Annotated in this window: 18 protein-coding genes; 5 read left to right on the forward strand and 13 right to left on the reverse strand. The window is 68.9% G+C overall.

Annotation, left to right across the window (positions count from 1 at the left end; translation table 11 throughout):
* Positions 1-111: 111 nt before the first annotated feature.
* Entirely contained in the window at positions 112-2,103 is a 1,992-nt protein-coding gene (locus tag AX721_RS11795) for a transglycosylase domain-containing protein (protein WP_068876203.1), read from the forward strand.
* A gap of 13 nt (positions 2,104-2,116) precedes the next feature.
* Here AX721_RS11795 and AX721_RS11800 read toward each other — a convergent pair whose 3' ends face one another.
* Entirely contained in the window at positions 2,117-4,060 is a 1,944-nt protein-coding gene (locus AX721_RS11800; RefSeq protein ID WP_068876204.1) for a TonB-dependent receptor domain-containing protein, read from the reverse strand.
* A 188-nt stretch (positions 4,061-4,248) separates the two neighbouring features.
* On the opposite strand from AX721_RS11800, the gene ada reads away from it, so the two are divergent.
* Positions 4,249-5,334, forward strand: coding sequence for a bifunctional DNA-binding transcriptional regulator/O6-methylguanine-DNA methyltransferase Ada (ada, locus tag AX721_RS11805; protein WP_068876205.1), 1,086 nt, complete (start codon positions 4,249-4,251; stop codon positions 5,332-5,334).
* 4 nt (positions 5,335-5,338) lie between these two features.
* On the opposite strand, the gene AX721_RS11810 is transcribed toward ada, so the two are convergent.
* From AX721_RS11810 to AX721_RS11820, 3 genes are all read right to left on the reverse strand, one after another.
* Positions 5,339-6,076 carry a M48 family metallopeptidase gene (locus tag AX721_RS11810; RefSeq protein WP_068876206.1) on the reverse strand — a complete coding sequence of 246 codons (738 nt, stop codon included), beginning with the start codon at positions 6,074-6,076 and terminating at the stop codon, positions 5,339-5,341.
* Between the two features lie 54 nt (positions 6,077-6,130).
* Positions 6,131-7,450: a polyhydroxyalkanoate depolymerase gene (locus AX721_RS11815; RefSeq protein ID WP_082765567.1), complete on the reverse strand. Its 1,320-nt coding sequence runs from the start codon at positions 7,448-7,450 to the stop codon at positions 6,131-6,133.
* Between the two features lie 86 nt (positions 7,451-7,536).
* Positions 7,537-8,148: an SCO family protein gene (locus AX721_RS11820; protein ID WP_068876208.1), complete on the reverse strand. Its 612-nt coding sequence runs from the start codon at positions 8,146-8,148 to the stop codon at positions 7,537-7,539.
* Positions 8,149-8,187: 39 nt separating this feature from the next.
* On the opposite strand from AX721_RS11820, the gene AX721_RS11825 reads away from it, so the two are divergent.
* Positions 8,188-9,540 (forward strand): ActS/PrrB/RegB family redox-sensitive histidine kinase, encoded by a 1,353-nt coding sequence (locus AX721_RS11825; RefSeq protein WP_082765568.1) that lies wholly within the window; start codon positions 8,188-8,190, stop codon positions 9,538-9,540.
* Between the two features lie 70 nt (positions 9,541-9,610).
* The gene (locus AX721_RS11830; RefSeq protein WP_068876209.1) at positions 9,611-10,168 is read left to right on the forward strand and encodes an ActR/PrrA/RegA family redox response regulator transcription factor; all 558 of its coding nucleotides are present in this window, start codon (positions 9,611-9,613) and stop codon (positions 10,166-10,168) included.
* Here AX721_RS11830 and mmcB read toward each other — a convergent pair.
* From mmcB to AX721_RS11865, 7 genes are all read right to left on the reverse strand, one after another.
* Positions 10,165-10,614, reverse strand: coding sequence for a DNA repair putative endonuclease MmcB (gene mmcB / locus AX721_RS11835; protein WP_068876210.1), 450 nt, complete (start codon positions 10,612-10,614; stop codon positions 10,165-10,167). The genes AX721_RS11830 and mmcB overlap by 4 nt on opposite strands.
* Positions 10,615-10,657: 43 nt before the next feature.
* Positions 10,658-11,185: a lipocalin family protein gene (locus AX721_RS11840; RefSeq protein WP_068876211.1), complete on the reverse strand. Its 528-nt coding sequence runs from the start codon at positions 11,183-11,185 to the stop codon at positions 10,658-10,660.
* Between the two features lie 173 nt (positions 11,186-11,358).
* Positions 11,359-12,486: a ferritin-like domain-containing protein gene (locus tag AX721_RS11845; protein WP_068876212.1), complete on the reverse strand. Its 1,128-nt coding sequence runs from the start codon at positions 12,484-12,486 to the stop codon at positions 11,359-11,361.
* 113 nt (positions 12,487-12,599) lie between these two features.
* The gene (locus AX721_RS11850; RefSeq protein ID WP_068876213.1) at positions 12,600-13,088 is read right to left on the reverse strand and encodes an SRPBCC family protein; all 489 of its coding nucleotides are present in this window, start codon (positions 13,086-13,088) and stop codon (positions 12,600-12,602) included.
* 74 nt (positions 13,089-13,162) lie between these two features.
* Positions 13,163-13,858, reverse strand: coding sequence for an MgtC/SapB family protein (locus AX721_RS11855; protein WP_068876214.1), 696 nt, complete (start codon positions 13,856-13,858; stop codon positions 13,163-13,165).
* Positions 13,859-13,894: 36 nt separating this feature from the next.
* Positions 13,895-14,113, reverse strand: coding sequence for a hypothetical protein (locus tag AX721_RS11860; protein WP_068876215.1), 219 nt, complete (start codon positions 14,111-14,113; stop codon positions 13,895-13,897).
* On the reverse strand, positions 14,113-14,859 hold the full coding sequence (locus tag AX721_RS11865) for a YebC/PmpR family DNA-binding transcriptional regulator (protein ID WP_068876216.1): 747 nt from the start codon (positions 14,857-14,859) through the stop codon (positions 14,113-14,115). The genes AX721_RS11860 and AX721_RS11865 overlap by 1 nt, the downstream gene beginning before the upstream one ends.
* A 114-nt stretch (positions 14,860-14,973) precedes the next feature.
* Between AX721_RS11865 and AX721_RS11870 the strand changes: the two genes are divergently transcribed.
* Entirely contained in the window at positions 14,974-15,204 is a 231-nt protein-coding gene (locus tag AX721_RS11870) for a hypothetical protein (protein ID WP_068876217.1), read from the forward strand.
* Between the two features lies 1 nt (position 15,205).
* On the opposite strand, the gene AX721_RS11875 is transcribed toward AX721_RS11870, so the two are convergent.
* Positions 15,206-16,219 (reverse strand): choice-of-anchor A family protein, encoded by a 1,014-nt coding sequence (locus AX721_RS11875; protein ID WP_068876218.1) that lies wholly within the window; start codon positions 16,217-16,219, stop codon positions 15,206-15,208.
* Between the two features lie 127 nt (positions 16,220-16,346).
* Complete coding sequence (locus tag AX721_RS11880) at positions 16,347-17,516, reverse strand: collagen-binding domain-containing protein (protein ID WP_068876219.1); 1,170 nt, start codon at positions 17,514-17,516, stop codon at positions 16,347-16,349.
* Positions 17,517-17,594 lie beyond the last annotated feature (78 nt).

A 17,594-nucleotide genomic window follows, 5' to 3' on the forward strand; every position in this document is an offset into this window, starting at 1 on the left:
TCGGCCGGGGCGTCTCCCGTCGTTCATACACCGTCAATCATGTTTGGCGTTCCGTTACCCTGGGCTATAGGGCCGGCGGGCGGCGAACAGACCGGTAGGACGACTAAATCCATGGCCAATGCGCAGCCGCCGCGGCGCGGGCGCGAACCGCGCGCAAAACGCTCGTTCCTGCAGGCTCTGATCTACTGGATCCTGGTGCTGGGTGTCTGGGGGCTGATCTTCCTGGTCGCCTTCTTCGCCGTGTTCGCGGTCGACCTGCCCGACACATCCAAGCTCTATGAGGTGAAACGCCAGCCGTCGGTGTCGTACCTCGACAGGTCCGGCGCCCTCCTCGCCGTGCGCGGCAGCCAGTATGCGCCGCCGGTCGACCTGGACCGCCTCCCGCCCTACGTGCCGAAGGCGTTCATCGCCATCGAGGACCGCTGGTACAACTGGCACTTCGGTTTCAATCCCTGGGGCATCGTCCGCAGCCAGATCTACAACATGCAGCACAAGGGCGAGGGCGGACCGCTGCGCGGCGGCTCGACCATCACCCAGCAGCTCGCCCGCAACCTGTTCCTCACCCCCAACCAGAACTATCGCCGCAAGGCGCAGGAGCTGATCCTGGCCGTCTGGCTGGAGGCGCGGTTCTCCAAGAAGCAGATCCTCGAGCTCTATCTGAACCGGGTCTATTTCGGGGCCGGCGCCTACGGGATCGAGGCCGCCTCCCAGCGGTATTTCGGCAAGCCCGCGCGCGAGCTGTCCCTGGGCGAGAGCGCCTTGCTGGCCGGCCTGATGAAGGGCCCGTCACGCTATTCCCCGGTCGCCTCGACGGATCGGGCGGCGCGGCGCGCCACCATCGTGCTGGACGAGATGCTGGAAGCCGGCTTCATCACGCCGGCCGAGCGGGAGCAGGCCATCCGCACCAAGGTGCGGGTCAACCCGGTCCTGGCCAACCAGCGGGCCCAGTACTTCACCGACTGGGTGGACGACCAGGTGCGCACGCTGGTGGGCGAGCCCACCGAGGACCTCGTCGTCGAGACCACCCTCGACCTGCCGCTGCAGGCCAGCGCCGAGCAGGCGGTGCAGGCGGGCGTCGCCGCGGCGAAGGGCCAGGGCGTGGAGCAGGGCGCCCTCGTCTCGCTGGACGGCGAGGGCCGCATCCGGGCCTACGTCGGCGGGACCAACTACCTGCAGACCCAGTTCGACCGGGCGACCATGGCCCGGCGCCAGGCCGGCTCGGCCTTCAAGCCGTTCGTCTATCTCGCCGCCATGGAAGCCGGTCGCACGCCCGACACCCCCGTGGTCGACGAGCCGGTGAAGATCGGGAACTGGGAGCCGCGCAACTACACCGGCCAGTACCTGGGGCCCATCACCATCTCCACCGCCCTCGCGCAGTCGGTGAACACCGTGGCGGCCCGGCTGGCCAACGAGGTGGGCACGTCGAACGTGGCCGCTGTGGCGCGGCGGCTGGGAATCAGCTCGCCGATCCAGCTCGACCCCTCGATGGCGCTCGGGGCGGTCGAGGTCAGCCCGCTGGAAATGGCCCAGGCCTACGCCCCGTTCGCGAACGGCGGCTATCTGGCCAAGGGCTACGGCATCGAGCGGATCCGCACGGCCACCGGCCGCGTGCTCTACGACCGCGGCGTGGACCGCCCCGCGCGGGCGCAGGTGATCGGCCAGCCGGCCCTTGCCTACATGGTCACCATGATGCGGGGCGTCGTCACCGGCGGCACGGGCGCGCGGGCCAACGTCCCGGGCTACGACCTGGCCGGTAAGACGGGCACCACCAGCGACTACCGCGACGCCTGGTTCGTCGGCTACACCGGCGGCTTCGTGACCGCAGTTTGGGTGGGCAAGGACGACAACAAGCCCATGCGCCGGGTCACCGGCGGCAACGCCCCGGCCGGCATCTGGCGCGACTATATGACGGCCGCCCTGCCGCGCCTGAAGGTCCAGCCGATCCCGGGCGGCGTGATCCCGCAGGTGGAGGAGCCCGGTCCTATCGAACAGATCCTGGAAGGCGTCGGCGACCTGTTCCGCGGCGACCGCGACGAGCCGCCGCCCTCGGAATTCGAAGACCGGCCGCCGCCGCGCCAGCGTCAGCAGGACCCGCCGTACTGAGCACGCCTCCGCTCTAGAACTCCGTGGTCAGCAGGAGGCGGAAGCGGCGAGGCGCAGTATAGTCCAGGGTCTCCGCGCCGTTGACCGTCAGGCCGTAGCCGCCGAACGCATTCAGCACCTGCGCGCGGAGCGTCGGCCGCCACCCGGCGACGTCGAGCCGATAGCGCAGACCGAAGTTGGCCTCCCATTCGGCGGGCAGCCGCGGCTGGCGCCCGTCCGGCCCTGGCGCGGCGCGGAAGGGGCTGGCGCCGACATAGTCCAGGCCCGCGTCCAGCGACAATCCGGGCGCCGCCGCCACCGCATAGTTGAGGCTGGCGACGCCGCGTAGCCTCGGCACGCCCACGGGTCGCCGTCCGATGGCGCCGCTGTCCGCCTCGTCGCCGGAAATCTCCGGATCCAGCCAGATACCCCCGACCACCACGGTGAGCGCCTCGGAGAGCCGACCTGAGAGCGACGCCTCGATACCGCGGTGCCGCACGCTCCCCAACGTGCGGTAGACGTTCGTGGCGCCGTCCAGCCCGGCATACGGCTTCTCCGTCTCGAACGCGGCGCCGAGCAAGACGAGGCCGCCGGACAGGTCGTAGCGGAATCCGATCTCGCGCTGGGTCACGCGGATGGCGCTGAGCACCTCGTTGCGGTTGGCCGCGGAACTGGGCGCGGCGCCCGCCTCCTCAAGGCCGCGGCTGTAGCTGGCGTAGAGGTCCAGGCCGCGAACCACGCGGACCGCGCCGCCGATGTTGACCAAGAGGGGCGTCACCGCGCGGCTTCGCGCCACGCCGTCCGCGGCGATGAAGGTCTTCTCGTAGTCGGTGCGCAGGACCCCGGCGTTCACCGTCAACCGGTTCGACCAGGTCATGCGATAGGAGGCGCCCAGTCCCCACTGGTCGGTCTCGTCGCGCAGGTTCGCGCGCGCCGTGGAAAGGTCCGGCGCCGCGGCTTGCAGCGCGGGCCGGGACAGATCCGCGACGCCCAGGTCCACGACGTGATCGCCGCCGAACAGATGCCGCGAGCGCCGGCCGCGGCCGACGAAGGTGACGCGATGGCTGGCCGCGCCGGTTTCGCCGGTCCAGCTCAGCCGCCCTTCGCCCGACCAGGCCGTGGCCCGCTGCTGGGGCGACGCCACCACCAGGCTACGCGCGCCGAGAGCCCCGTCCACGTCGAAAAAGAGTTGGGAATAGGCTCTTGTCGGATCCTCCTGCGAGAACACCCCGGTGGCGCCGACAGACCAGCCTCCGCCCAGCGGGGCGTCCGCCAGGAGCCCGGCGATGCGCCGCTGTCCCCGCGCCCTCGCCCAGTCCTGGCCCAGGTACCGTCCGCGCTTCAGGCGAGGCCGAACGTCGGGATTGTCCAGGGTGAAGCGGAACGTGGCCGCGCGTTCGTAGTCGTACTCGCCCCCGAACACCTGCGCCGTGACCGGGCCCAGCGTGGCGCGGGCCGTGCCGCCGAGCAGCCACGAGCGGCCGTCCTCGCCGCCCTGCGCGTCCTTCTTGTCGAAGACCAAGCCCAGCCCGAGCGCGCCGGAACGCCGTCCGTCCGCCGAACGCCCCTTGAGCAGCAGGTCCATGTAGGGCTGCTCGTACTCGTCGAGTCCCGTGGTCAGCAGGCTGGGCTCGCCCGCGACCGGGTCGCGGAGCTTGAAGTCCACCACGCCCGACGGGCCGGGTAGGTCGACGTTCAGCGTGTTCAGGCCGATGCGCACGGTCGTCCGGTCGAGGAAGAAGCTGCTCACCCCCGAGCTCTTGACGAAATAGCTGCCGTTCACGCGGTAGTTGCCCGCCGCTTCCAGGTCGAAGCCGCGCACCGAGCTCGCGTCGTAGATGCCCACCGACTCCTCGCCGATGGTGAACCCGAAGGCGTCGTCGGCGCTGGTCACGGGATTGGCGGTGGCCTGGGCGAAGGCGGCGCCGGGCGCAGCAAGGATCGTCAGGGCGGAGAGCAGGTGAGAGCGTGCGGTCATGGGTTCCAGTCCGGTCCGTGAGAGGGCGGGACTGGTGCCGGCAAGCGCGGCCTTGGAGCTATCCGGTTCTTGTCGTGGAACCGGCGTTGCCGCCGCGGGGACGCCCCCCGGATTCAACCGCAAGGCTCGGAGTGTCGCCGATCGCCCTGGCCCTCAGTATCCGATGACCCCATTCTCCGGAGACGGCCATGACCACCGCGACCAACACCCTTCCCGACCCCGGCGCCCAGACGACGCAGGATCCCCGCTGGGCGGCGATCGCGGCGCGCGACCGCGCCTTCGATGGCCAGTTCTACTATTCGGTCCGCACCACCGGGGTCTATTGCCGCCCCTCCTGCGGCGCCCGCCTGGCGAACCCGAAAAACGTCGCCTTCCACGCCAGCCCCGCCGAGGCGCGGGCGGCGGGATTTCGCCCCTGCCGCCGCTGCCGACCCGATGCCGAGTCGGCCGACGCGGAGCGCAACGCCCGCATCCTCGAGGCCTGCCGCCGGATCGAGGCGGCCGAAGACCCGCCGGGCCTGGCCGAACTCGCCGCGGGCGCCGGCCTCAGCCCGCACCACTTCCACCGGGTGTTCAAGGCGGTCACCGGCGTCACGCCGCGCGAGTACCTCGCCGGGGTGCGGGCGCGGCGGGTCCGCGAGGAACTGCCCAACAGCGAGACCGTGACCGAGGCGATCTACGACGCCGGCTTCAACTCGGGCGGCCGCTTCTACGCCCAGTCCAACGCCATGCTGGGTATGACGCCCACCCGCTATCGGGCCGGCGGCGCGGACGTGCGGATCCGGTTCGCCGTCGGCCAATGCTCGCTGGGCGCGTTCCTGGTGGCGCGGAGCGCGCTGGGCGTCTGCGCGATCCTCCTGGGCGACGATCCGGACGCGCTGGTCCGCGACCTGCAGGACCGGTTCCCACGCGCCGACCTGGTGGGCGGCGACGAGGGCTTTGAGCAGGAGGTGGCTGCCGTCGTGGGCCTGATCGAGCGTCCCTCGGACGGCCTGGCGCTGCCGCTCGACATCCGCGGCACGGCGTTCCAGCAACGGGTCTGGCGCGCGCTGCAGGAGGTCCCCAGCGGCGCCACCGCCAGCTACCGCGAGATCGCCGAGCGTATCGGGGCGCCAAGGGCCGTACGCGCCGTGGCCCAGGCCTGCGCCGCCAACGCCCTGGCCATCGCGATCCCCTGCCACCGGGTGGTGCGGCTAGACGGCGACCTCTCCGGCTACCGTTGGGGCGTGGAGCGCAAGCGCATCCTCCTGGACCGCGAGAAGGCGGCCGCCTGACGGCTCAACGGCCGAAGGCGTGCAGCCGGGCGCCTTCGGCCCGCAGCCAGTCGCGATGTCGGCGCTCGTCGCCCACCAGATTGCGGACGTGGGCCCAGAAGCGCGGCCCGTGGTTGAGCTCCAGCAGGTGGGCGCATTCGTGAGCGGCCACGTAGTCGGCCACTTCGAAAGGGGCGAGCGCCAGCCGCCAGGAATAGCGGATCACGCCCGCGGTCCCCCGCGGGCCGGGCTTGCACGAGCCCCAGCGCGACTTGGCGTCGGCCACGCTGACCTTGGGCATCGGCGCGCCGAGGCGCAGGGCGTAGTGCCGGGTGCGCTCGGTCAGCACCTCCAGCGCCCGCTTGCGGATCACCAGGATCACCGCGCGGGTGAACCCCTCGCCCTCGCCCATGGCGACGATCCGCGGCGTCGAGCCGTCCGTCGGCTCGATCCAGCGCGCACGGCCGGGGGCGGCCTCCAGGCGGACGGGACGTCCAAAGACCTCGATCAGCATGCCGGCCGCCAGCGGCTGCACGCCCGGCAACTCGGCCAGGCGCTCGGCGATCCAGCCCGCGCGTTCCCGGGCGAAGGCGGCGGCTTCCGGCAGGCGGCGGAGCGAGGGCGCGGTGGCGACGATCTCTCGCCGGGTGCGGTCGAGGCGCAGCGACACCCGCCGCGCGCGGCGGTTCACTTTGAGGCGCACGGCCGCGCCGGCCACCTCCAGCCGGTCACCGTCGGCGAGGCTGCGGCCGAAGAGACTCATCGCGTGGAATCTAGGCGAGTCCGGCGAAGTTTCATCCCCCGCCGGCGCGGCGGTTCAGCCTTTCGCCGCCTTGGAGCGGATCGGCACGACGTCGGCGGAGGGCGAGGCGGGCGACTTGGCGCGCGGAAGCTCCTTCTCCATCCGGCGGACGAAGGCGCGGACGCGGGGATAGATCTCCTCCCGGAAGCGCTTGCCGTTGAACACGCCGTAGTGGCCGACGTGGGGCTGGATGTAGTCTTCCTTCAGCTCCGTCGGCAGGCTGAGGCACAGGTAGTGCGCGGCCTGGGTCTGGCCGATGCCCGAGATGTCGTCGTTCTCGCCCTCGACCGTAAGCAGCCCAATGTCGGTGATCCGCTCGGGCTTTACGCGGCGGTCCCGATGGTAGAGCTCGCCCTTGGGCAAGAGGTAGCGCTGGAACACCACATCGACGGTCTGGAGATAGAACTCTTCGGTCAGGTCCAGCACCGAAAGGTATTCGTCGTAGAATTCCAGGTGCTTGTCCGCGCTGTCGCCGTCGCCGTCCATCAGGTGGGCGAGGTACTTGCGGTGCGCCTCCTGGTGCTTGTCCAGGTTCATGGACATGAAGCTGGCCAGCTGGACGAAGCCCGGATAGACGCGCCGGCCCGCGCCCAGGTAGGGCGGCGGCACGTTGTAGATCATGTTCGACTCGAACCAGGCGAACGGCCGTTCTTCGGCCAGCTTGTTGGTCACGGTCGGCGACAGGCGCGCGTCGATGGGCGAGCCCATGAAGGTCATGGAGGCCGGGCGGCTTTCTTCCTTGTCCTCGGCCATCAGGGCGGCGGCGGCGAGAACCGGCGGGCCCGGCTGGCAGACGGCGACCACGTGGGGGCGCGGACCCATCTGGCGCAGCATCTCGCGGATGTGGTCGATGTAGTCGTGGAAATCGAAGCGGCCTTCGACGATGGGCACGTCCCGGGCGTTCGTCCATTCGGTGATGAACACCTCGTGGTCCTGGGCGAACGCCTCTACCGTGCCGCGCAGCAGGGTGGCGTAGTGGCCGGACAGCGGCGCGGCGATCAGCAGCGCGGGTTCGATCTCGGTCTTGCCGGCCCGGCGCAGGTCGCTCATGTCGCGGGCGAAGTGGGTCAGCTTGCACCAGGGTGTCGACCAGACCGTCGTCGGCCGCACGCGTACCGCGCAGCCGTTGATGGTCACGCTGTCGATCTTCCAGTCGGGCTTGCCGTATCGGCGGGTAAGGTTGGCGAACAGGTCGGCGGTGGCGAACAGCCGCCGCCCCAGATCGCTGTCGGCCGCCGGATTGAGCGCCGAGCTCCAGAAGTCCCGCGTCGCCAGCGCGGCGAACCGCAGCGGAGAGGCGGCGTAGTAGCCAGCTTCATAGAGGGTGTAGAGCATTCCACCGTGCCTTTGTGCGCCGCAGCATAACATGCGGAACGTTAATAGGCTCCACAAGCGCTACCTTGCGGCAAAGTGGCTCGGGCTCAGCAGCTCGCGGCGTCGGCGCCTTGTTTCATGGCGGCTTTGATCTTCGCTGCGGTCTGCTCGGGCGTCAGGTCGTACGGCAGGACGCAGGCGAACCGGCCCTTGGGGTTCATCAGATAGCTGTAGGCCGCGTGGTTCACCGTGTAGTCGTCGCCCTCTCCGACCTTCTGGTAGTAGACGCGATAGGCCTTGGCGGCGGCGTCCACCTGGGCCGTCGAGCCGGTGAGGCCGATCAGGCGCTTCGGAAAGGCGTCGTTGGCCACATAGGCCTTCATCTGGGCCACCGTGTCCCGCGCGGGGTCCACCGAGATCAGAACCGCCTGGAACCGGTCGGCGTCCGCCCCCAACAGCGGTTCCACCTGACCCAGTTCGAACAGGGTCGTCGGGCAGATGTCGGGGCAGTGGGTGAAGCCAAAGAAGACGACGCTCCACTTGCCCTTGAGAACGTCCTGGTTGACCGTACGCCCCGACGTGTCGACTAACTGGAACGGACCGCCCACGGCGACGGTTTGCGGTTGGGGGCCCAGGACGCCTTTGCGGACGGCGAGACCGGTGAGGATGGCGAGCGCGAGCGCCAGAACCGCGATGAGGGCCAGGATCTTCCTGGACATGTCTGCATTCCTTGCTGCCGCGACGCCCGGCGGCTGCGCATGAGCGAGCCGCCACCGACCGCCGGCCTCGATACGGCTCCCCCCGCCGACGCGCAAGACGTCTGGGACTCGGCGGCGATCCGGCGCGGCCACCTGCGGGTCCGCACCCTGGTGACCTTGCGATGGGTGGTGGTCGGCGGCGAGGTCGCGTTGCTGGCGGCCATGGCTTTCGCCCTGGGCTATCCGGCGCCCTACGCCTTCTGCGCCATGGTGGTGGCGGCCGGCGCCTTCGTGAACGTGCTGACCGGCGTCGCCTCCACGCCCCAGCGGGTGATGGGCGACGGCGAGGCCGTGCTGCAGCTCTCGTTCGACCTCTTGCAGATGTCGCTGCTGCTCGGGTTGATCGGCGGCACGGCCAATCCCTTCATCCTGATCCTTTTGGCGCCGGTGACGCTGGCGGCCGCCACCTTGCCGCTGCGACCGCTGCTGATCCTGGGCGGCCTGGGCTCGGCGCTGTCGATGGTGCTGGCGGTGGTGTCGCTGCCGTACCCTTCGATCGTGCCGGAGCCGCGGTTGTCCCTCGACTTCCGCCTGGCCGCGGGCGTCGCCAACATCGCCGGCATCGCCCTGGTCGCCGGCTACGTCCGCCAGTCGGTGGTGGAGGCCGCGCGGATGGCCCTGGCGCTCGATGTGACCCAGACGGTGCTGGCGCGCGAACAGAAGCTGTCCGCCCTCGGGGGCCTGGCCGCAGCGGCGGCGCACGAACTGGGCACGCCCCTCGCCACGATCTCCATCGTCGCCAAGGAGATGGCGCGCGAGGCGACGCTTCCGCAGGTGAAGGAGGACGCCGAACTCCTGATCGCCCAGGCGGAACGGTGCCGCGAGATCCTGAAGCGCCTAGCCGCCACGCCCGACAAGGCGTCCGACGAGGTTCACGAGCGCCTGTCGTTGCGCCAGCTGGTGCAGGAGGTGATCGAACCCCACGCCAACGCCAGCCGGGAGGTGCGGGTCGAGGCCATCGTTACGGGCGCCAAGGGCGTGAAGACCCCCGACATCCGCCGCCTGCCGGAAGTGACCCACGCCTTTTCGACCTTCGTGGAAAATGCCGTCGACTTCGCGAAGTCCGAGATTTTGGTCTCCGCCCGCTTCGATGCCGAAAGCGTGATCATCGAGGTGCGCGACGACGGCCCGGGCTTCTCGCCGGAAATCCTCGCCAAGCTCGGCGAGCCCTATGTGACCAGCCGGCCCGGCGCCGAAGGGTCGCGCACCGGCCACATCGGGATGGGCCTGGGATTTTTCATTTCCAAAACGCTTTTGGAACGAACCGGGGCCGTCGTGACATTTCACAATGCGAAGCCCCGCGGCGCCGTGGTTGCTGCCAAGTGGCCTCGCTCATTGGTTGAGGCGACCTGATGGACACGCTGCAAAGCTTGCAGAAATTCGCCGAGGTGCGACAGTCTGACGCAAGCAAGAGGGACGACGCATGACCGACCTGTCAGCTGAAGTCACGGCCTTGGCCGACCGGAGCCTCCTGGTGCTCGACGACGATGCGCCGCTCCGGACCCGGCTGGGACGCGCCCTCGAGCAGCGCGGTTTCGAACCCACCCTGGTCGGCAGCGTGCAGGAGGCCATCGCCGCCGTGAAGGTCCACGCGCCAGCCTACGCCGTGCTGGACATGCGGCTGGAGGACGGGTCGGGCCTGAAGGTCGTCGAGGCGGTGCGCGATGCGCGGCCGGACGCGAAGATCATCATGCTCACCGGCTACGGCAACATCGCCACCGCCGTGCAGGCCGTGAAGGCGGGGGCGGTGGACTACCTCTCCAAACCCGCCGACGCCGACGACGTGGTGCGCGCGCTTCTGGCCCGCGGCGACACGGCCCCGGCCCCGCCCGAGAACCCGATGAGCGCCGACCGCGTGCGTTGGGAGCACATCCAGCGGGTCTACGAGCTCTGCAACCACAACGTCTCCGAGACGGCCCGCCGCCTCAACATGCACCGGCGCACCCTCCAGCGCATCCTCGCCAAACGGGCGCCGCGCTAGAGCTCCGTCGCCGCGACGCCGCCGGCTCGTAGGGCCGCGAGCCGGGCGAAGGCGAGGGTGAGGGCTTTGCGGCGTGCGCCGGCCAGGGGCTCCACCGGCGCCTCGCGCAGGATCGCGCCGCCGAAGCCGTCGGCGACGATCAGGCCGGGTTCGTCCGGAAGGATGTCGCGCGGGAACTCGGGCGCCACCGCGAAGGCGAAGGCGTCGCAGTAGGGGCGGTACTCCGGCCACTTCACGTCCACGCGGAAATCCTCGATCCCCGATTTCACCTCGACGATGAAGATCTGGCCCTTGGGTCCCAGCGCCATCAGGTCGGCGCGCCGGCCGTTCGGCAGCGTCACCTCCGCGAGCGGCGCATAGCCCAGCGCCGTCAGCAGGCGTGCGGCGCCGCGGGTGACGGTGGCCGTGGTCTCGGGACGGGAGACGGTGACGATCGTGACGTCCATCCCGCCACCTTGTTCCGCCTTCGTTCCGAATTCAACCCGTCCGTCAGCTCCGCGGTGGGATCGGAAACTCAAGCCGGCCCACGTCGAAGCCGAGTTGGCGGATGCGGGCGAGGGCCTGGGTGCGGATGGCGGCCGGCAGGGTGGGCTTCTGCGACATGAGCCAGAGATACTTGCCGTTGGCCGTGGCGAGGACCAGCCAGCCCTGCTCCGGGCGATGCTCGACCACGACATAATCCTGGCTCACCACGCCACCGAAGAAGCTCATCTTGAACTTGGCGTTGGTGTGGGGGTCGGCGACCGTGGCCTTGGCCTTCCAGACCTTCAGCGGTCCGTCCGGGCTATCCTTGCGGCACGACTGCACCACGGCGAAGCCCTTGGCCTGCGGCGTCCAGTCCGAGGCGCCGGCCTGGCAGTCCTTCTGCAGGACGTTCGGCACGCGGGCGACCTCGTACCAGCGGCCCATCATCTTGGAGAGTTCGATGCGCCCGACCGGCTCCACCGCGGCGATGGCCGAAACGGGGGCGAGCATCAGGCAGGCCGGTACGGCGGCGAGGATGAGGCGCTGGATCATGCTGCAGTGCAATAGAGGAAGGTTGAGCGAAAATGAACGCCCTCGGCGCGCGATATAGGGACGCACGCGCCGGATGACCAGCCGCTGAACAGCTTGGTCAGGAGTCTTACCGGCCGACAGCAGAACGCCCGCCCGAGATCCCGGGCGGGCGTTCGGTCGTTGAGCGCGGAGGCCTACTCGGCCGCGATCAGGACCTGCTTGGCCTTGTCGGCGAAGTTGATCTCCTGGAGGTAGCGGATCCCCTCCTCGGCGATGGCGTCGCCCACCATGACGTCACCCTCGGCCTTCAGCTCGTCGATGTCGACGTACATGGCGTAGAAGGCGCGCGTGCGCTCGGTGATGATGCCGGCGTTCAGCAGGGTCTTCACCAGCACGCGGAAGATGTTGGTCTGCTCCTTCATCCCCTCGCGGCGCGTCTCGTCGGTGATGATCTCGGCCAGTTCGGCGATGACCACGTCCGGGTCGAGGCCGAACTCTTCATAGAGGCTGCGCTGCTGGGTCGGGCCCACCAGGTTGAACAGCAGGGTCTGGAAGCACTGCGCCGCCCAGAGCTCGATGATCTCGTGCTCCTTCTCCGACAGGTGCGGGATGGTGCGGTCGGCCCAGATCTTCCCGAACTTGTGGTGGAAGGCCTCGTCGGTCATGACGAGCTGCATCAGCTTCTTGCAGAGCGGGTCGTTGCTCACCTTGAAGAAGGTGGCGAAGGCGCCCATCGCCAGGCCTTCCACCAGCATCTGCATGCCGATGATCTTCTTGTAGACCTCGGGGCTGCCGATGATGTCGACCAGCAGCGCCTTCAGGGTCGGGCCGCATTCCACCGGCCGGCCCCAGCGGGCCTTGATGTACTTGGCGAAGGCCGTGACGTGGCGGGCCTCTTCGCGGGTCTGGTTGGCGGCGTACTCCTGCGCGCCCTGGTCCTTCAGCACATGGCAGAGGCTGGCCGACAGGTTCAGCGCGCCCTGCTCGCCGTGCAGGATGGAGGAGAAGCTGCGCAGGGCGAACTGGTTGACGAAGCGGATGCGGTCCTTGGGGTTGGACAGGCGGTCCGAGACGTACTTGGTCTGCAGGGAGACGACCATGTCCTCCGGCAGGATCATCTCGTTCTCCATGTCGAAGGGCTCGGAGAAGTCGATGTACTTGGGATCAAGCGGATCCCAGAAGTGGTCGTGGGTGGCGCTGATGATCTTGTCGAAGGCGGTCGAGCGATTGCCGTACCGGTCAAGCTCCAGCATGGACTCGAAGTCGTCGGGTGCGACGGCGTCGTAGATGATGTCCTTGGTGATGTTGCCGTCGGCGGCCATTCGGTTGCTCCTCGCCTGTTGTTGGCGGCAGCATGCGATCTGAACGGTGATCAGTCAAGGAAAGTGACGCAAGTGTCACTTTCCTGACCATGCGCCATCGAACCGCGACGTGGCTACTTTGCCTCGGCCATCCCCTTCATGGTCGCCATGACACCGGCGAACATCTGCTGGCGGCGCATCTTGTTGGCTTCCCGCTGGTCGGCGGGCACCGTCGTCTGGTCGAAGAACAGGCTGTAGACGAGCTTGGAGCTGGTCTTGCTGACGGGGCGGATCTCGACCGTGCCATGGTACAGGATCTTCGGATCGATATCGGCGTAGGTGTAGGACATCGGGGTGACCGCCACGATCACCTCCTCGATACGGCCGGCGATCTTGCGCAGGGCGCCCAGCTCGCCGTCCTTGCCCTGGGTGATCTCGCAGGTGGTCTTCAGCCACGCGCCGATGTCGCAATAGCCTTTCACCTTGGCCCAAGCCGTCTCCGCGGGGACGTTGAGCGTCGTCTCCTGGACAATGGAGACGTAGTCGCCGGCGGCCTGGGCGGCCCCGGCCAGACTCAGCGCGGCAGCCCCGGCCGCGAGGCCGGCGAACGGTCGGAATGTCATGTTTCTCTCCCCCATCTGGTCGCCGGCACTGTGGACGGGCCATACCGGTTTTCGCAAGCGCGGAGCGTGCTGGGTCAAGGATTGCGGGGGTCGATCTCGAAGCCGAGGATGCGCGGGTCGCCGCAAAGCCGCTCGGCGAGCTGGCGGGTTTGGCTGCCGCTAGGCCCGCGCAGGGACGCGCCGAGCTCGATGGCGCCTCCGCCGTCGAGCAGCCTGTGCCTGACCGAGCGCGGCTGGAGCTTCAACTCGGTCAGCAGGTCGAGGAAAGCGTCCTCGGGGAACGGGCCTTCGCGGCGGTAGCGAACACAGACGTCGATGACGTCGCCGCTGGGCAGGCGGCCCTCGATGCGGCGGAACAGGGTCAGGACCGCCACGGTGGCCACCGTGCCGCCGATGGCCAGGCCATAGGCTCCGACGCCGTACAAGGTGCCGAGGGCCGACGTCACCCAGAGCGAGGCGGCGGTCGTGAGCCCGTGCACCGACAGCCCCGACCGGAAGATGACGCCGCCGCACAGGAAGCCGATCCCCGTCAGGATGCCGTGCGCCATCCGCACCGGATCTATGCGGACGACGTCATAGGGGGTGTCGTCCGTCAGCCAGGAGAGCTGGTGCACGGCCAGCAGCATCAGTAGCGCCGAGGCCAGCGCAACCAGCGCATGGGTGCGAAGACCTGCGGCATGTCCGCCGGACTCGCGCTCGAAGCCGATCGCCGCGCCCGCCGACAGCGCGGCGAGGATCGGGAGCGCATAGGCGGTGAAGATCGCTTCCATGCGACGCCAAGGCTCGAGCGTCGCCGCAGGTTCCCGCTAGAGGAAGGTGGGGACCAGGTAGAGGGCGGCCAGGACCACGATCGCGATCACCAGGATCAGGCCCGCCCTGGGATTGGATCCGAGAAAGGACTCGCGCGGACGCTTGGGTTTGGGCGCGGGTTTCCGCGCCGCCTTCTCGCGCTCCTGCCTGTAGCGGCGCAGGTCGGTGACGCGCGGGTCCTCGCGTTCGGGGCCCTTGGGAGGCGGCTTGGCCATCAGCCTGTGAGCTTCTCCAGGTCCTCGGCCGAGATGTCGGCGTTGGAATAGACGTTCTGCACGTCGTCGTCGTCTTCCAGGGTCTCGATCAGCTTCATCAGCGTGCCGACCGCATCGCCTGAGAGCGGGGTGAGGGCCTTCGGCTTCCACGCCAGCTTGGTCGACTGGGCCGGGCCCAGGGCGGCCTCGAGCGCCGTCGACACATCGGAGAGTTGCTCGAAGGCGGTGTAGATCGTGTGGCCGTCCTCGTCGGACTCCACGTCGTCGGCGCCGGCCTCGATGGCGGCTTCCATGACCTTGTCTTCGGACCCGGCCTTGGCGTCGTAGGTGATCTGGCCCACGCGATCCCACATGAACGAGACCGAGCCGGTTTCGCCCAGGTTACCGCCGCACTTGGTGAAGGTGGAGCGCACCGTCGAGGCCGAACGGTTGCGGTTGTCGGTCAGCACCTCGACGATGACGCCAACGCCGCCGGGGCCGAAGCCCTCGTACCGGATTTCGTCATAGGACTCCGCGTCGCCGCCGGAGGCCTTCTTGATCGCCCGGTCGATCACGTCCTTGGGCAGTGACTCGGCCTTGGCGTTGTTCACCGCCAGGCGCAGGCGGGCGTTCATGGCGGGATCGGGCAGGCCCATCTTGGCCGCCACCGTGATCTCGCGCGAGAGCTTGGAGAACAGCTTGGACCGGGCGCTGTCGGCGCGGCCCTTGCGGTGCATGATGTTCTTGAACTTTGAGTGTCCGGCCATGGTCCCGAGCGGAAGTCGTGAGTGCGAGGTCGGGCCTTCTACCTCAGGCGGGGCCGGACAAGGAACCCCCGCCGAAGCCGCGGGTTAGGCCGTGGCGTCAGCTGGAGCATCGCCATGACCCTGCCCACCGAGGAGTTCACCCCGGAACAGCCGAGCGGAGACCTCGTCCATTGGATGGAGCCCGGCCGCCTTCGGTTCGGGACCGCGGGTGTGTCGGCCGCCGCCGTGACCGCCTTCGCCCTGGGAGTGGCCACGGCGTTCGGCGCCCTGGCGGCGTTCCGCTACCTGGCGCCGCGCCGCGAGGGATTGCCCCCCTGGCGCTGGCGTCGCGGACCCTTGCACTAGGTCAGGCGGCGATCGCCGTGCGCCGCCGGCGGATCGCAGAGCCGATCGCGCCGAAGCCCAGGATCATCATCGCCCAGGTCGCCGGCTCCGGCACCACCGTGGAAGGCGGCGGGATGTCGTAGTTGGTGAAGCCTGGCGTATGGATCTCGCCATTGGCCGTCAGGCCCGCGAACACCGCGGTGCCCTCGATGAAGTTGCCGATGGTGGCTTGCGCATGGGTCGCCAGGACCGAGCCGTACCAGGCCTTGGAGCCGAAATCCAAGGTCGTGGCTTCGTAGAAGTTCCAGATGACCTTGGTGCCCAGGTTGGCCGGGCCGTTGAAGTTGAACCCGCCCGGCAGACTGATGTTCGCGCCCGCGACGTTGATCACCACCATGTCGTAGTCGGTGGGGAAAACGAACTTCAGGTCGCTGGTGGTCGCGAGCGCGGCGCTCAGATTGTCGATGCTGAACACGGCGACGCCCGAGCCGGCGCCCGCGTCGAACTTCAGGTTCGAGCCGTCCAGCGTGGTCGTGTCGGTGGAGTCGAGGTTCTTCAGGTAGAGCGAGAGCTCGTCCAGGTTCGCGAACATGGTGTCACGCTCGGCCGCAAGGGTCGCGCCCAGCCCGGCGACCTGCACGGCGGTGTCGGGGGAGTTCACGTTGGTGTTCGAGAGCGTGCCGCCATAGCTCAGCACCTGGGCCCCCGCGCTCTGGAATTCCACGCCGCTGGCGACGTTGCCGCCGACCTTGATGTCGCCCCAGGTGTTCTTCTTGCCGCCTTCGACATTGCCGACCACCGTCAGGCCCGTGCCCGACAGATTGTCCATGTTGAACTGCGTGGCTTGGCCCTTCAGGGCGCCGCCGACGAAGCCGCGGCCCTCGACCTCGCTGGTGGTCGTGACGTCCCCCTTCACGATGAGGTTGTAGTAGCTCATCGAGTCCAGAGCGGCGTTCAGCTCGGTGACGCCGGCCTGCGCGGCCGTGGCGCCCAGGACGATGGCGGCGGTGGACGCCGCCAGAAGGCGAATACGCATGTGAATTTCCCCGACCTTCGCGACCTCGGGCCGCGAAACTGCCCTTGCCGTTAGCCAAGGCAGAGCTTTCGCGCAACGCGACTCGCCGCAGAGGGGATAATGGCGCCGTCTGGCGCTCAAAAGCCGGTCAATTCCCGACCGGCTCCCGCGTCAACGCGAACGCCGCGCGCCGGCGGCGGAGCGCCCCGCCGATCACGCCGAAGCCCAGGATCATCATCGCCCAGGTCGCCGGCTCCGGCACGGCCGTGCCGGACAGCGCCGTGAGGCCAGGGGCCGCGAGGCCGTTCATCCGGATCTCGCCGTTCTGGATCATGCTGGCCGCGACGACCGAACCCGAAACGAAGTTGTTGTTCTTGATCTGCGCCTCGGGCGCCAGGATCGAGCCGTACCAGGACTTGGAGCCCAGATCGACGCTGGTGGCCTCGTAGAAGTTCCAGATCACGTTGGAGCCGAGGCCGGCCGGGCCATTGAAGTTGATGCTGCTGGGCAGGCTGACCTTCAGGCCGCCGACATTGATGATCACCGCGTCGTAGCCCGTCGGGGCGTTGAAGATCAGCTGGCTGCGGTTCTTCAGGGCCGCGTTGAGGTCCGAGATGGCGAACACCGCCACGCCCGTGCCGGATCCAGCGTCGAAAATCGCCTGCTGGCCGCCTGCGGAGTAGGTAAGAGAGTGGGTCGGGTCGAGCCCGGCGAAGAAGTCGGACGTCGCCACGAGATCGGTGGCGAGGCTCGCGGTCGTCTCGGCGATCGCCGCCTGGATGCCGTCGGCGCTGTGGTCCCCGCCGTGCTTGGTCCCGTTCGAACTGCTGACCGCGCCGCCGTAGTAGATGTCCTTGGCGTTGGTGTTCGACACGTTGCCGTCGGAATAGACCGACGCGCCGTTGGCGTTGACCTTCTTGACGTTGCCCTCGGCGTAGACGCTGCCGCCGCCGTTCATGTTGGCGCCGGAGTCCAGGTTCCCGCCGACCTTCACCGAACCGCCGTTGTTGATGTTCTTGGCGCCGCCGGTGACGTTGCCGCCCACGGTCAGGGCCACGCCCCCCGCCTGGCTGCCGGGGCTGGTCATGTAGTTGGACGAGCCGCCGGAAAGATTGCCGCCGACGAAGGTCCGGCCCTGCACCTGCGAGCTGGACTGCAGGTCCTTCAGGACGATCAGGTTGTAGTCCCGCATGGCTTGCAGGCCCGCGTTGACGGACTCGGCGTTCGCCGTGGCCGGCAGCGGCGCGGCCGAGGCGGCGGACGCGGTGGCCAGGGCGAGGCCGCCGGCGATGGCGAAGAGGGGGCTGCAGAGACGCATCGACGACCTTACGAACGGCAAAGGTTAAAAGACGCTTGGGCGTCCGGCGCTTTCGGACCCCAGCGGCCGTGCCCTATG

This window comes from Phenylobacterium sp. CCH9-H3, from assembly GCF_001557235.1.
Lineage (GTDB): Bacteria > Pseudomonadota > Alphaproteobacteria > Caulobacterales > Caulobacteraceae > Phenylobacterium.